Source organism: Asticcacaulis excentricus (genome assembly GCF_003966695.1).
GTDB lineage: Bacteria > Pseudomonadota > Alphaproteobacteria > Caulobacterales > Caulobacteraceae > Asticcacaulis > Asticcacaulis excentricus_A.
The window spans coordinates 2,321,906-2,335,914 of sequence record NZ_AP018827.1 but is presented as its reverse complement, the minus strand read 5'-3'; the positions used below and the strand labels follow the sequence as shown (position 1 = coordinate 2,335,914).

Here is a 14,009-nt window from a genome sequence, read left to right as displayed (position 1 = left end):
GGCAAAATCTCAGATTCTGAGCCGTCTGGTACTTTGGCGAGTCTTGTGCCGCAGGTCGCGTGAAGCGATTCTATATTTATCACCAGCCTGATTTCGGGGCTTACCGCTTCAGGTCCTGCGCGAAGGCCAGCATGGCGGCACGTTGCGGTACGGACAGGGCGTCTATTTCCATCGACTCCCCTTGCGACAGGGCGCGGATCATCATCGGCGTCAGGGCCGAAGAGAGCGACCAGTTCCAGTAGCGCAACACCGTCTGGGCGCGATCCACAGCCAGGGTGTCATAGACGACCAGAACCCGCTCAAGGTCCGGATGCACCTCCCCGTCCTTTTGCCCCGGACGGCGCAGGGCCCGCCACAGGTTGCGCAGATCGGCCTTTTTCAGCCCCGTTGCCTTGCACAGAACGGCCAGCGCCTCACCGCCGCCATCCCGCAGGATCTTGGCCCCGGTCGAAGGCTTGATACCGGACAGATAAGAGATTTCCTCGGCCGTGTGGCGCGTCATGCCGCTGCGCGCGGCCTCGGCGATGGCGGCCTCCAGACTGGCGAACGGGCTTTTTTTCAGGGCCTCGCGGTTGCGCTGACGGCGTTCGATAAATTGCAGCGCCTTGCGCGCCAGCGGATCGCCCCACCCTTCTTTCGCCGCCATAGCGAATACGTCACCAGCGGAATCCTGCATGACTTCGCGGTTGACGGCAAACCGACTGAGGATGACGCGACGCACATCGGCATCGGCCCACCAGAACATCACATAGGCCGAGCTGGGGCGCAGTTCCAGCCGCCGGATCAGATGCGGCACCAGACGCGGCGCGTCCTGACTCAGCGACACCGCCGCCTCGATGGCGCCCTGCGACAGGGTGGAGGTGCGGTTCTTTAACAACTGCTCGACCGTGTCGATATCGCCGGTGTCGGTCAGGGCTTCGGCCACCACAGGCCCAATATTTTTACGCCCCGCCAGAAGACGGCAGTGGGTCGGCGTGCCGCGGCGAACGCAATAGAGCAGATCGGTTTCGGCCAGCGAGTCGCAATCCTCGATCAGGAAGCGGGCGATCTCCGGCTCATCGGTAATCAGCAGACGCACCAGGGTGTGCGGCACTTCGCTCAGCTTGCTGAGACGGCGCGCCACGCGCAGGCGCTCGCCCTTTTGTGCTTCACGCAGCATTTCGACCAGCAGGTCGGCGGTCACGGCGCGCTCAAAGGCATTGACCCGCGTTTCCGGCAGACAGACCACGTCAGCGAGCCGTTTCAGCAGGGTCTGACGTGCCGGAAAGACCTGTTCAGGGGCCTCATCGGCACGCGCACCCACCGCGATCAGGCCGTCATCAACGGACATTTCGTCTTCCGGGCTTAAGGCTTGCGAGTCAGGCGGCGTGCTCATGGGCGCACTATGCCTAGCGAGATATTAAAAGAGGTTAAAGCCGACCCCGAACGCCTCTTTAGTCGACCGCTCCCCTGTAATCAGAGGAGCGGCACGCTTTTTACAGTCCGTCGAAGAGAGCGGTCGAGAGGTAACGCTCGGCAAACGACGGGATGATGACCACGATGGTCTTGCCCGCATAGGCGTCCTGTGCCGCCAGACGGAAGGCGGCCTTGAGCGCCGCGCCCGACGAAATACCGACGGGCAGACCTTCGAGCTGCGCCGCCTGACGCGCGGTAGCGAAAGCGTCGTCGTTCGACACCTTTTCGACCTTGTCGATGACGCCCTTGTCCAGAATACCCGGCACAAAGCCCGCGCCGATCCCCTGAATCTTGTGCGGCCCCGGCTCACCGCCCGACAGGACCGGTGAGGCTTCGGGCTCAACCGCGACGACTTCGACCGAGGCCTTCTTTTCTTTCAGCACCTGACCGATGCCGGTGATCGAGCCGCCGGTGCCGACGCCGGAGATCAGCACATCGACCGCGCCGTCCGTATCGTTCCAGATTTCCTCGGACGTCGATATACGGTGGATTTGCGGGTTGGCGGCGTTTTCAAACTGCTGCGGCATGACCGCACCCGGCGTGGCGGCGACCAGTTCCTGCGCACGGTTGACGGCCCCACGCATCCCCTTTTCCGCCGGGGTCAGCTCAAGGCGGGCGCCCAGCAGCGCCAGCATCTTGCGGCGCTCCAGCGACATGGATTCCGGCATGACGAGGATCAGTTCATAGCCCTTTTGGGCGGCGACAAAGGCCAGAGCGATGCCGGTATTGCCTGAGGTCGGCTCGATGATAACGCCGCCGGGCTTCAGTTGCCCCGTCGCTTCCAGCGCTTCGATCATAGCCACGCCGATGCGGTCCTTGACCGAGGCCAGCGGGTTGAAGAATTCCAGCTTGGCCAGAACCGTCGCCTTGGCCCCGTATTCGGCCGACAGACGCGGCAGCTTGACCAGCGGCGTATCGCCGATGGTGTCGAGAATGGATTCAAACACCTTGCCGCGGCCTTTGCGGGCATAGCGCGGGGCCGTCGATTGCGGTTGCGTGTCGGGCATGGGAAACCTCCGTAACGGTTTTTAGAAATAAGGCGTGGCGTCCCGCATGGGCTGACCGGCGCAGTGAGCGGGCACGTAATCCAAAGTGTCCAGCCCTACAGAAGATGGGATCGCCTGACCAGTGGCGCGAGGTCGCACCGCCTTTCGTCATGCGAATTTTATAGATTATAGCCGCAAGGGTGTTTCCTGATAAGGCAAATCACCTCACACATGGCGCGATCAGAACTAAACTGCCTAAACCCCCGATCCCAACGCAGAGACTTTAAAGACCATGGATGACCTTTCGCTGACGACGCCTGAACAGGGTTCCGAAACCGAAACTCCGGCAAAGGTCGCGGCCCTGCCCAATCCGCACGAACTGGCGACGCAACTGGTGGCCAAGCTGTGCCACGACTTCATCTCGCCGACCGGGGCCATTATATCAGGCCTTGACCTTCTCAGCGACCCGTCGGCGCAGGACATGCGCGACGATGCGGTCAACCTGATCCAGACCTCGGCGACCAAGCTGGTCACGCTGGTCCATTTCGCTCGCGTGGCCTTCGGGGCTGCGACCTCGGCCGAAGCCTTTTCGGCCAAGGAACTGAACAAGACCCTGTCTGACGTCTTTTCGACCATGCGCGCCACGCTCGCTTTCGACGTGGCCGATGAGGTCGTGTTCGAAAAGCCGGCAGCCCGCGCCCTGATGAATCTGGGTTATATCGCTGGCAACGCCCTGCCGACCGGGGGCACGGCGACCCTTCGTCGCGAAGAGACGGACGAGGCCATTATTTTGACGGCGCAATCCAATGGCCCGCGCGCGCGCCTCAAACCCGAAGCGGTTGAAGGCCTGAACGGTCAGCCCCTGTCGGACGGCCTGAGCGGGCAATGGATACAGCCCTTCTGGCTGCACAGCGTCGTGCAGGAGGCCGGCGGCACGCTTGCGGTCACTCTGGAGCCCGATTCACTCGGCATTAAGATCGTTCTACCAAAAAAATAACAAAGTTCACGTTTCCAGCTCTTTCTGCAAACACTCCTTTAACCAAACCATCTGATGATGGGCGGTCAAAGGTCCGACCCACGCCCTCATTTCAGGGTCGGCCATAGTGTTCTGACGGGGTGTAAAGTGGACGATCTGATTGCGGAATTCCTGACCGAGACGGCCGAAAGCCTTGAGGTGGTCGATAGTGAACTGGTCAAGTTCGAGGCCAACCCGAACGAACGAAAGACGCTCGATAACATTTTCCGGCTAGTGCACACCATCAAGGGCACCTGCGGCTTCCTGGGGCTTGGCCGCCTCGAAGCCGTGGCCCACGCCGGTGAAACCCTGCTCGGTCGCTTCCGCGATGGCAAGCTGGAGGTCACGCCGACGGCGGTGACGCTGGTTCTGCACTCCATCGACCGCATCAAGCTGATCCTCAATGGTCTTGAGCAGACGGGCAATGAGCCCGACGGCGACGATGATGACCTGATTTCGCAACTGGAGGCCATGGCCGAAGGTCGCGAAGTGGCCATCGAGACCGTTCAGCCGGTTCAGGTCCCAGACCGTCCGATCAATGCCGATATCCCCGAAGTCGTGATCGCCGAAGTCAAGCCGGAGCTGGAACGCCCCTTACGTCCGGGCGAAGTGTCGCTCGACGAGCTGGAAGCCGCCTTCCTCGCCGCCGAAGCCCCCGACTGGATGAGCGATCCGGAGCCGGAGCCCGTGGCCGAAATCAAGGCCGAGGCCCCGAAGCCCGAAACCAAGCCCGAACCCAAGGTCGAAGCGCCCGTCGCTGTGGCCCCCAAGGCCGAACCGGTCGAGGCAGCGTCCGGTGCGCTGGCGGCGGCGCTCGGCGACGAAAACGGCGGCATCGCCACCACCCAGTCGATCCGCGTGTCGGTCGATGTGCTTGAAGGCCTGATGACGCTGGTGTCGGAAATGGTTCTGACCCGCAACCAGCTTCTGCAGATTTCGCGTAACCGCGAAGACTCGGCCTTCGCCACCCCGCTGCAACGCCTGTCCACCCTGACCGGCGAATTGCAGGACAGCGTGATGAAGACCCGTATGCAGCCCATAGGCGCGGCGTGGAAGAAGCTGCCCCGTCTGGTGCGCGACCTGTCGCACGAACTGGGCAAGAAGATCGACCTGATCATGGAAGGCGAAGGCACGGAACTGGACCGTCAGGTTCTGGAACTGATCCGCGACCCTCTGACCCACATGGTGCGCAACTCGGCCGACCACGGCCTGGAACCCACCGAAGAACGCATTGCGCTGGGCAAGCCCGCCAATGGTCAGGTGAAGCTGGCGGCCTTCCACGAAGGCGGCTATATCGTCATCCGCATTTCGGACAATGGGCGCGGCCTGAACACCGCCCGCATCCGCGAAAAGATCGTCGAAAAGGGTCTGGCGACCCGTGCCGAAGTCGAAGGCATGAGCGACCAGCAGATCCACCGCTACATCTTCGCGCCGGGCTTCTCGACGGCGGCCAAGGTCACCAACCTGTCCGGTCGCGGCGTCGGCATGGACGTGGTGCGCACCAATATCGAGCAGATCGGTGGTCAGATCGACCTCAACTCGATCGCCGGTCAGGGCACGACCTTCACCATCAAAATCCCGCTGACGCTGGCCATCGTTTCGGCCCTGATCGTCGGTGCCGGTGGTCAGAAGTTCGCCGTGCCGCAAACCTCGGTCATGGAACTGGTCCGCACCGGCGCCAATGCCGAGCACAAGATCGAAAAGATCAACGACGCCCTCGTCCTGCGTTTGCGCGACAAGCTGCTGCCGCTGGTCCAGCTTGGGCCGACGCTGCAACTGGAAGCCGCTACCGAAGAAAACCCCACCTTCGTCATGGTCATTCAGGTGGGTGAGCGCCGCTACGGTCTGGTCGTCAATGACGTTCTGGACACCGAAGAAATCGTCGTCAAGCCGCTGGCCTCCATCCTGCGCGACGTGGACATCTTCTCCGGGGCGACCATTCTGGGCGACGGCTCGGTGGTGCTGATCCTTGATCCGAACGCCCTGTCCGAGCGCGCCGGCAACATGCTGGAAGAAAAGGTCGAAGAGTCCACCGAAGACGCCGTCGCCGAAAGCGCACAGGGCCAGAAGGTGGCCATGCTTTTGTTCCGCGCCGGTGGCGGGGCCCCGAAGGCGGTCGAGCTGGAGCACATCACGCGCCTCGAACACATCGAAGCCGAAAAGATCGAGCGCATGGATGGCCGCGCCGCGCTGCAATACCGTGGCAAGCTCATGCCGATCCTCAACGTCGCCGATACCTACGGCTTCAAGGAGCAGGACATCCAGCCGCTGCTGGTCTTCACCGGCGAAGGCTATGCCATGGCTCTGGCCGTCGATGAGATCGTCGATGTGGTCGAAGACTTCCTCAATATCGAACTGTCGCCGGATCGTCCGGGCGTGCGCGGCACCGCCGTCATCACCGGTCGCGCCTGCGAAATCCTCGATGTTGATCACTACCTGCTGCGCGGTCTGGCCGAACACGCCCGCCGTCAGCCCGCCCAAGACCTTATCACCGAAGCTGCCTGAGGTTCATTATGAGTATCCGTGATTACGTGACCCTGCGTGTCGGTGGCCAGTTGTTTGGCGTCGATGCCGCCCGCGTCCATGATGTCTTCCATCCGCGCGGCCTGACGCCCGTACCGTTGTCGCGCACCGAAATCGCCGGCGTGCTGAACCTGCGCGGCCGTATCGTCACCGCCGTCTGCGCCCGTCGCCGCCTGGGCCTGTCGCCACGCCCGGCCGATGCGCCGGAACCGCTGGCCATCGGTCTCGAAGTGCATGGCGATTCCTACGGCCTCGTCATCGACTCGGTCGATGAGGTGCTGAAGCTGGATGACGAAAAGTTCCACGCCCCGCCGGGCAACCTGCCGCCGCGCTGGGCCGAAGTTATCGTCGGCGTTTATCAATTGGAAAAGGAACTTCTGATAGTTCTGGACCCGCACACCCTTCTGGACGCCGCCCACCTCAAGGCCGCCTAAGGTTTGGTGCGCGATTGACTCCGAAAAGCGGTGCCCACTTTTCGGATTGCGCTTACGGGCTCAGGAAAAAGCGATATGAAAACCTGCCTCGTCGTTGATGACAGCCGCGTTATCCGCAAGGTGGCGCGTCGCATTCTGGAAAACCTCCAGTTTGAAGTGGCCGAGGCCAATGACGGCCTCGAAGCCCTCAACTACTGCAAGTCGTCCATGCCCAACGCCATCCTGCTCGACTGGAACATGCCGGTCATGGACGGCATCACCTTCCTGCGTCAGTTGCGCAAGGAAGAGGGCGGTACCGACCCCGTCGTGGTCTTCTGCACCACGGAAAACGATCTGGCCCACATCACCGAAGCCCTGACCGAAGGCGCTTCGGAATACATCATGAAGCCCTTCGACGGTGAAATCCTCGAAGCCAAGTTCACCGAAGTCGGCCTTATCTAAGGTATCCCCAGCGTATGTCGCTTAACCCCAATCCCTCGGTATCGCTGCGCCCCCTGCGGGTGATGATCGTTGATGACTCGGCGGTCGTGCGCGGCCTTGTCACCCGCTGGATCGAAGCGGAAAGCGACATGGTGCTCGTCGGCTCCGCCACGGACGGCCAGAAGGGCATCGACAAACTCAAGGAGCTTCAGCCCGATGTGCTGATCCTTGATATCGAGATGCCGAACATGAACGGCCTCGAAGCCCTGCCCAAGATGCTGGCGGCCAAGCCGGGCCTGAAAATCCTGATGGCCTCGACCCTGACGACGCGCGGGGCCTCGGTCACCATCCGCGCCCTTGAACTGGGCGCCGCCGACTATGTGCCAAAGCCCGACTCCGCCCGTATCGGCGGGGCAGACGGCTTCAAAAGCGAGCTTCTGACCAAGGTGCGTGCCCTGTGTGGTCGTACGCGCGCCTGGCCCAATGCCGCGGCCGCCGGTGCCTCAACCACGGCCCCAAGCGCACCGGTTAACCTTAATACCCCCACCCCCGGTATCGTCGCGCCGATCCGCCGCATCGACCGTCCGACCGGCTCACCGGCACCGGCAACGCCGAACGGCCACGTGGCCGCCGCACCGCGCGTGCGAACCATGACCGGCCCGCGCCGCTGCGACATCCTGCTGGTCGGGGCCTCCACGGGCGGCCCCCCGGCCTTGCGCAACTTCCTCGCGGGTCTTGGTCCCGACTGGCGCATCCCGGTGCTGATCGTTCAGCACATGCCCTCGACCTTTACCACCATCCTCGCCGAACACCTCGACAAGGCCCTGCCGCAGAAGGTGGTCGAAGCGCAGGACGGTATGGGCCTCAAAGGCAGCCACATCTATATCGCGCCCGGCGATTTCCACATGACGCTGAAAGGCACGCCCGGTCAGCCATCGCTTCGACTCGATCAGTCAGCCCCCGTCAACTGGTGCCGCCCGGCGGTCGATCCTTTGTTTAAATCCGGCGCGGAACTCTATGGCAAGAACGTCGTCGCCGTTGTCCTGACCGGCATGGGCCACGATGGCCGCGACGGCGCGCGGGCTCTGGTCGATGTCAATGCCACCGTGATGGTACAGGACGAAAAGTCGTCGGTTGTCTGGGGGATGCCCGGTGCCGTCGCCGAAGCCGGTCTGGCCGAATTTATAAAACCCATCGACGGTCTGGCGCAGACGTGCCGGGCCATCGCCAAAGGTGAGAGAATAATATGACCCCGGAAGATACCGAACACCTTGCCGCCCTGTTGAAGCAACGCTCCGGCCTGATCCTCGGCTCGGACAAGACCTATCTGATCGAAAGCCGTCTGGCCCCCGTGGCGCGTCGCGAAGGCTATGCCAATGTCGCCGCCCTGCTGACGGCCCTGCGCACCAAGCGTGACGAGAAACTGATCTATACCGTCACCGACGCGATGACGACGAACGAGACCTTCTTCTTCCGCGACAAGACGCCGTTTGATCAGTTCAAATCCGACGTCCTGCCGGCGCTGGCCAAGAGCCGCAGCGGCGACATCAAGATCTGGTGCGCCGCCTGCTCGACCGGTCAGGAGCCCTACTCCCTGGCCATGATGATGGAAGAGTCGCGCGCCCAGTTCCCGCGCGTCAATCTCGACATCATGGCCACCGACATTTCCGAACGCTGCCTCGAAAAGGCGCAGGCCGGCCTCTATACGCAGTTTGAAGTGCAGCGCGGCCTGCCCATCCAGATGATGGTCAAGCATTTCGAGAAGATCGACGAAATGTGGCGCATCTCGCCCAAGATCCGTCAGGCCGTGCGCTACAAAAAGCTCAACCTGCTTGACGATCTGCGCTCCGTCGGTCGTCAGGACGTGATCTACTGCCGTAACGTGCTGATCTATTTCGATATAGAAACCAAGAAGCGCGTGCTGGAGCAGATGGCCACCCTGCTGGCCGATGACGGCTACCTCTTCCTCGGCGCGGCGGAAACCGTGCTGGGCATCACCGATGTCTTCAAGCCAATGGCGGGGATGCGCGGCCTCTATATCAAGAATCAGGCCGTGGGCGCCCAGCCGGTGCGCAAGTTCGGTAGCTGAGTTCAAACCCTTGACATGAAGAACCCCGCTGTGAAACCAGCGGGGTTTTTTGTTGCCTATATTGACGATCAGGCGGTCTTTTTGGTGGCGGGTTCCGGAACCGTCAACTGGCTCCACGCCTCCGGCTTGCCCTGCGCGCAATCGTTCAGCAGATAGTCGGCCAGCCCCGACAGATGCGTCAGCTCCGCGCTGTAGATGATCGATCGACCGCTGCGATAAGCCTTGAGCAGGCCCGCCCCCGTCAGAATGCTGAGGTGGGTCGAGGTGGTATTGGCAGGGGCCTTGATCGCGCGGGCAATCTCACCGGCGGGCATACCGGACGGACCTGCGCGCACGATGGTGCGAAAGGCTTCCAACCGGCCCGGATGGGCAAGGGCGAACAAGGCAACGACGGCATCATCCATTTCCATGCGAAAACCATACATGAAAGCGATGTGGGTAAAAACCCCCGACGCGGGAATTTGCAAACGAATTCGCCGGGTTTTTCAGCCATTGAACGTAAGGAACGCATAAAGAAAGGGCGGTTGCCGATGACAACCGCCCCAAGGTCAGGGAGAAACGTATAAAACAGGTATACCAAGGGTCATTGAAAATGACTCTTGGTATTCGGTTCGAGACTGTCTCATGTCGAGGGCACATATGAGACAGTCTCGAGTTTTCAACGGCCGGATGCGGTCAGCATCTTCGGCCGTTGGTATTAAGCGGCCAGACGGATATAGGCCTCGCCCATGCGCTCCAATCGATCCGGAGCGGCTTCACCGGCCAGAAAGGCCGGGCTCATCTGGCTCAGCGTTTCGATTCGCGAGCACAGAGCGCCAAACAGGTCGGCATAGGCGGTGGCGATCATGGCCGGGGAGCCCATCACATCTTCCGGATCGGGGAGGAACCAGTCGATCAGGCGCGGATTGCCCTTGAACTGCGGCAGGCGGCCCTGCGGCAGGTGGTGCGACAGGCGGAAAACAAAGTCGAGTTCCGGCGCATCCGCCGCCCCGAAGGCTTCGATCCCCTTGGGCACGAGGGTCTGAATATTGTAGTTGATGCGGTGCAACAGCGCGATGGCATAGGGGCTGATGGCCACGGCCGGCGTCACACCCGCCGAATAGGCCTCAAAGCGCCCGGCCCCCAGACGGTTGAGCAGGGCTTCGGCCAGAATGGAACGTGAGGAGTTACGCTCGGCCAGGAACAGAACATGGATCGGACGGTGAAACATCTAAGGCTCTCCCCGGCCCCACACCCCGGCGGCCGTCTGCAGGTGGGAGGAAAACGCCCTTCCCGAAACCACGTTATCAAAGCTTCATGAGTTTGCGGTTTACAGACACGGTTAAGAGAGTCCTGACAAAAAGAACCGGTAAACCTTATCGTGAGCTTATTTCGCAAGCCCCGGAAACGGGTTATGCTGTCGCCGACAAATGTGGAGGACCCTATGCGTCGCAGCCTGTCTATCGTCGCTCTTTCCGCGCTCGCCCTGACCCTGGCGGGCTGCGTGACCACCCCGACCGATAGCGGCATGGCCCCGCCGCCCCCGCCTCCCCCTCCGCCGCCGCCTGTGGTCGAAGCGCCAACGGGCGCGCTCTATACCTGTCAGGACGGGACGACCTTCCGCATCGCCTTCAGCGAAAAGGCGGCGACCGTGACGCTGAAAGACGGCACAAAACTGCACCTGCCGCAGCAGGTGGCGGCCTCTGGCATCTGGTATTCGTCGGGCAAGCACGATTTCCGCGGCAAAGGCCGCGACGCCACCTGGACCGTCGGCAAAAAGATGCCGACCCAGTGCGTAACGGATTAACTGGCCAGAGCTTAGCGGACTGACGCCCCCGGCGGCGGAAACGTAATGGAAAACTTAAGCGGTTCGCTGAACGGCATAAACAGTGTCGCGATCAGCAGAACTGCGCCTATCAAAACGGCGGCCCATAGAACAGACTTGCGCGTCATAAGCCCCCAACTCCTGCTTTCACCAGTCCCCGGTCATTCATATAACAAAAAACGCCTGCCGTGAGAGGACGGCAGGCGTTTTTTCGTAGTCTTAGAACCGTGAGGCTCAGGCGGCGACGATGCCGCCCTGCTCTTGCGGGTCGCGCAGCACATAGCCACGGCCCCAGACGGTTTCGATATAGGAGTTGCCGTCGTTCGCCACGGCCAGCTTCTTGCGCAGCTTGCAGATGAAGACGTCGATGATCTTCAGTTCCGGCTCGTCCATACCGCCATAGAGGTGGTTGAGGAACATTTCCTTGGTCAGCGTCGTGCCTTTGCGCAGGGACAGAAGCTCCAGCATCTCGTATTCCTTGCCGGTCAGGTGCACGCGGTTGCCCGCGACCTCGACCGTCTTGGCGTCGAGATTGACGATGATGTCGCCGGTCTTGATAACCGACTGGGCGTGGCCCTTGGAGCGACGCACCACCGCATGAATGCGGGCGATCAGCTCATCCTTGTGGAAGGGCTTGGTCATATAGTCGTCGGCACCGCCGCCGAGCGTCTTGACCTTGGTTTCGATTTCGGAGGTGCCCGACAGGATCATGACCGGGGTATTGACCTTGCCGACGCGCAGTTGACGCAGCACTTCGAGGCCGGACATGTCAGGCAGCGACAGGTCGAGCAGGATCAGGTCGTAATCGTAGATCTTACCCAGATCCACGCCTTCTTCGCCCAGGTCCGTCGTATAGACATTGAACCCTTCGGATTTCAGCATCAGCTCAATGCTTTGAGCAGTCGCGCTGTCGTCTTCAATCAGCAGTACGCGCATGTAGCCCCTCCCGGCTATGGCAAACACAAAGGTGAAGGCGCGAACGCCCCCGATGGTGAGAATTGGAGGCTAGCCCGCAAATCCCTTAAGATTAGTTAAGCCTAACAAAATCTCAAAAAGGGGTACGCTGATTTGCGAATCGCTGACAAGAGTCGCGAGTCAAGAGGGGGGCTTTTCCCCAGGTCTTTTTTCATTCTTTTTTAAGAAAGAGTCTTTTTTCGCACACGGTCAGGGCGAAATGCGGCAAGGCGCGGATTTATATTTTTGATTTTCAAGATGTTTTTGTACGCCTGAATGCGCGGCGACCTTTACCGGCAAAGAAAACGGAGGCCTCCGCAAGAAGCCTCCGCTGTATCCGCAAAGTTTTTAAATGTCGGCTCATACCAAGAGTCATTGAAAATGACTCTTGGTATTCCATTCGAGACTGTCTCATGTCGCTGATACATATGAGACAGTCTCGTGTCTTCAACGGCCGGATGCGATCAGCATCTTCGGCCGTTGGTATCAGAAGGCCTTGGTCAGGGTGATCAGGGCCGACTGGGTCTTGTGATCGTCCTTGCCGAAGCTTCCCGCATAGCGCGCCGTGACGCCAAAACCCATCACCTCGGTCGTCAGGCCGACCCCGGCGATGACACCTTCCGTGGGACGTTTGTCCATCTCTCGGTTGAACGGCAGGGCGGTGTTGTTGATCAACTGACCTTTCAGCGGGTCCGTCTCACCACTCAGCACGTCTTCATAGCCCAGCGAACCCGTCAGGCGCGTCTTGTCGCTCAGGCGCGCCTGCGCCCGCAGTTCCAGCGCCCCGGACAGCGCCGACACCTTGCGCCCGTCAAAGCTGACGGCCCCGACGGTGTAGTTTTCGTCAAAGCCGCGCATATGGCCGCTGACCCACGACAGGCGCGCCACCGGCGTCAGGGACAGCGTGCCTATGTCATGCCGCCAGCCGGTTTCGACCTGCGCTGAGGCCGACCACCCCTGCACCTTTTCCTGCTGGATGGTGACGGCGGCCAGCGTCGTCTGACGGCGATAGTCCTCAAACTCCTCATAACCCATGCCCAGACCGAAGGTGACAAAGTGCGGGCCCTTATCCCATTTGGCCCCGGCATCGAAGCTGATCACCGTCGGCTTGGCGCTCAAAAGATAGCCCGTGGCGTCACCTTTCAGCAGGGTGACGCCCGCGCCAAAGGTAGTGGCTTCGCCGTGCCCGAACACCGTGCCGAAGCGCAGCCCCGTCAGGTCGTAATCATAGGCCTTGGTTTTCAAACCCACCGCCGTCGCACCGGGGGCCGATTGCAGGTTCACCGTGCGGTCCGATTGCGCCTGATCGCCGATCACTTCGACGAAGACGCCCTTTTGACCTTCATAGAGACGCTGATTGAAGCCCAGCATGGCGTTACGCCGTGCCGCATAGGACACATCGGCAAACAGGCTCACCCCCTCGGACAGGGTCGGCGTATAGAGGTATTGCGTCGCCACAGCCGCCACCAGCTTATGCCCGGCGGCGGTCGGGTGCACCCCGTCCCAGAACAGGTAATTATTCTGCACCGAAGCCCCGCTGGTGACGCAGGCCGTGGTCGCCACGCAGCTTGAGGTCACATCGCTCAGCCCAAAGGCCGACGGATTGGCGATAATCAGCTTGAACGCCGTATTGATGTCCACCTGCACAATATTGGTGGTGGGACGGTTGGCGGCGACGGTCTTCACCGCCGTGTTCAGCGCTGAATTGAAGGACGAACTGGAGAACCCGGCCAGATCCTGCGCCGCGGTGCCTTTGAACTGCGGCGTATTGTTGAGGTCCGGCAGGTTCAGCACCAGCACCGTGCCCGCACCGGCCCCGGCGATCGTATTGACCTGAGACGCGATATCGCCAGCCGCCGAAGTGGCAATGCTGCCCATCACGCCCGTCGCCGTCGAGGGGTTGGTCGCCGCGACCGGCAGGCCCTGAAACAGGTTATTGGCCCCCGCCCACATCGTCACTACGTCGCGCGCCCCAAAGGTGCCGCCGCGCGCCTGATAGGCCTGAAGCTGCACCGCGGTGCCCGGCGGGTTGGCCTGCGTATCGGTGCGCGCCCCGCCAAAGGCGAAGTTGACATTGCCGGTCAGCGCGCCCGTGGTCGTATAGCCGTTCATCGTGCCGACCAGATATTCGACCCACACCTTATCATTGGTGAAGCGGCGATTATACGGCGCCGGCGGCTGTGTCCCGCCCGTTACGGCATAGAGATTGCCAGAATCGCTCAGCGAGTCACCAAAGCTAATGACGCGATCATAGGTCTGGGCCGAGGCCGCCCCCGCCGACAAGGCAAGGAGGGAGGTCAGCGCGATAAGGCTGGTGCGTTTCATGTGA

13 protein-coding genes are annotated in these 14,009 nt (G+C 61.5%); 7 read left to right on the top strand and 6 right to left on the bottom strand.

Annotated elements, in window-relative coordinates; translation table 11 throughout:
- Window positions 1-100: 100 nt before the first annotated feature.
- Window positions 101-1,375, bottom strand: coding sequence for a DUF2336 domain-containing protein (locus tag EM6_RS10750; RefSeq protein ID WP_126422668.1), 1,275 nt, complete (start codon window positions 1,373-1,375; stop codon window positions 101-103).
- A 100-nt stretch (window positions 1,376-1,475) separates the two neighbouring features.
- The gene (cysK, locus tag EM6_RS10745) at window positions 1,476-2,462 is read right to left on the bottom strand and encodes a cysteine synthase A (protein WP_126422665.1); all 987 of its coding nucleotides are present in this window, start codon (window positions 2,460-2,462) and stop codon (window positions 1,476-1,478) included.
- A gap of 271 nt (window positions 2,463-2,733) precedes the next feature.
- Between cysK and chpT the strand changes: the two genes are divergently transcribed.
- The 6 genes from chpT to EM6_RS10715 all read left to right on the top strand — a co-directional run bounded on the left by chpT (window position 2,734) and on the right by EM6_RS10715 (window position 8,922).
- Window positions 2,734-3,438 (top strand): histidine phosphotransferase ChpT, encoded by a 705-nt coding sequence (gene chpT / locus EM6_RS10740; protein ID WP_126422663.1) that lies wholly within the window; start codon window positions 2,734-2,736, stop codon window positions 3,436-3,438.
- Between the two features lie 126 nt (window positions 3,439-3,564).
- On the top strand, window positions 3,565-5,961 hold the full coding sequence (locus EM6_RS10735; protein ID WP_126422662.1) for a chemotaxis protein CheA: 2,397 nt from the start codon (window positions 3,565-3,567) through the stop codon (window positions 5,959-5,961).
- Window positions 5,962-5,969: 8 nt separating this feature from the next.
- Window positions 5,970-6,413 (top strand): chemotaxis protein CheW, encoded by a 444-nt coding sequence (locus tag EM6_RS10730; protein ID WP_126422660.1) that lies wholly within the window; start codon window positions 5,970-5,972, stop codon window positions 6,411-6,413.
- Window positions 6,414-6,488: 75 nt separating this feature from the next.
- A complete protein-coding gene (locus EM6_RS10725) occupies window positions 6,489-6,854 on the top strand; it encodes a response regulator (RefSeq protein WP_013478135.1) in 366 nt (121 codons plus the stop codon).
- Between the two features lie 14 nt (window positions 6,855-6,868).
- Window positions 6,869-8,083 carry a protein-glutamate methylesterase/protein-glutamine glutaminase gene (locus EM6_RS10720; RefSeq protein WP_126422658.1) on the top strand — a complete coding sequence of 405 codons (1,215 nt, stop codon included), beginning with the start codon at window positions 6,869-6,871 and terminating at the stop codon, window positions 8,081-8,083.
- On the top strand, window positions 8,080-8,922 hold the full coding sequence (locus EM6_RS10715) for a CheR family methyltransferase (RefSeq protein ID WP_126422656.1): 843 nt from the start codon (window positions 8,080-8,082) through the stop codon (window positions 8,920-8,922). The genes EM6_RS10720 and EM6_RS10715 overlap by 4 nt, the downstream gene beginning before the upstream one ends.
- A 68-nt stretch (window positions 8,923-8,990) precedes the next feature.
- Here the strand turns inward: EM6_RS10715 and EM6_RS10710 are convergent, their stop codons facing one another.
- Both EM6_RS10710 and EM6_RS10705 read right to left on the bottom strand, forming a co-directional pair.
- The gene (locus tag EM6_RS10710) at window positions 8,991-9,332 is read right to left on the bottom strand and encodes an ArsR/SmtB family transcription factor (protein ID WP_049781677.1); all 342 of its coding nucleotides are present in this window, start codon (window positions 9,330-9,332) and stop codon (window positions 8,991-8,993) included.
- Window positions 9,333-9,619: 287 nt separating this feature from the next.
- Window positions 9,620-10,132: an arsenate reductase ArsC gene (locus EM6_RS10705; protein ID WP_126422655.1), complete on the bottom strand. Its 513-nt coding sequence runs from the start codon at window positions 10,130-10,132 to the stop codon at window positions 9,620-9,622.
- A 213-nt stretch (window positions 10,133-10,345) separates the two neighbouring features.
- Here EM6_RS10705 and EM6_RS10700 point away from each other — a divergent pair, with 213 nt between their 5' ends.
- On the top strand, window positions 10,346-10,708 hold the full coding sequence (locus tag EM6_RS10700) for an MliC family protein (protein ID WP_172961197.1): 363 nt from the start codon (window positions 10,346-10,348) through the stop codon (window positions 10,706-10,708).
- Between the two features lie 252 nt (window positions 10,709-10,960).
- Here the strand turns inward: EM6_RS10700 and ctrA are convergent, their stop codons facing one another.
- Window positions 10,961-11,662 (bottom strand): response regulator transcription factor CtrA, encoded by a 702-nt coding sequence (gene ctrA / locus EM6_RS10695; protein WP_013478129.1) that lies wholly within the window; start codon window positions 11,660-11,662, stop codon window positions 10,961-10,963.
- Between the two features lie 504 nt (window positions 11,663-12,166).
- Window positions 12,167-14,005, bottom strand: a complete 1,839-nt coding sequence (locus EM6_RS10690) for an autotransporter domain-containing protein (protein ID WP_126422651.1) — start codon at window positions 14,003-14,005, stop codon at window positions 12,167-12,169.
- Window positions 14,006-14,009: the final 4 nt, after the last annotated feature.

Coding starts and splice junctions, on each gene's coding strand:
- EM6_RS10720 (WP_126422658.1), top strand. CDS start 6,869: ATGTCGCTTAACCCCAATCCCTCGGTATCGCTGCGCCCCCTGCGGGTG.
- ctrA (WP_013478129.1), bottom strand. CDS start 11,662: ATGCGCGTACTGCTGATTGAAGACGACAGCGCGACTGCTCAAAGCATT.
- EM6_RS10700 (WP_172961197.1), top strand. CDS start 10,346: ATGCGTCGCAGCCTGTCTATCGTCGCTCTTTCCGCGCTCGCCCTGACC.
- cysK (WP_126422665.1), bottom strand. CDS start 2,462: ATGCCCGACACGCAACCGCAATCGACGGCCCCGCGCTATGCCCGCAAA.
- EM6_RS10730 (WP_126422660.1), top strand. CDS start 5,970: ATGAGTATCCGTGATTACGTGACCCTGCGTGTCGGTGGCCAGTTGTTT.
- chpT (WP_126422663.1), top strand. CDS start 2,734: ATGGATGACCTTTCGCTGACGACGCCTGAACAGGGTTCCGAAACCGAA.
- EM6_RS10725 (WP_013478135.1), top strand. CDS start 6,489: ATGAAAACCTGCCTCGTCGTTGATGACAGCCGCGTTATCCGCAAGGTG.
- EM6_RS10710 (WP_049781677.1), bottom strand. CDS start 9,332: ATGGAAATGGATGATGCCGTCGTTGCCTTGTTCGCCCTTGCCCATCCG.
- EM6_RS10715 (WP_126422656.1), top strand. CDS start 8,080: ATGACCCCGGAAGATACCGAACACCTTGCCGCCCTGTTGAAGCAACGC.
- EM6_RS10750 (WP_126422668.1), bottom strand. CDS start 1,375: ATGAGCACGCCGCCTGACTCGCAAGCCTTAAGCCCGGAAGACGAAATG.
- EM6_RS10690 (WP_126422651.1), bottom strand. CDS start 14,005: ATGAAACGCACCAGCCTTATCGCGCTGACCTCCCTCCTTGCCTTGTCG.
- EM6_RS10705 (WP_126422655.1), bottom strand. CDS start 10,132: ATGTTTCACCGTCCGATCCATGTTCTGTTCCTGGCCGAGCGTAACTCC.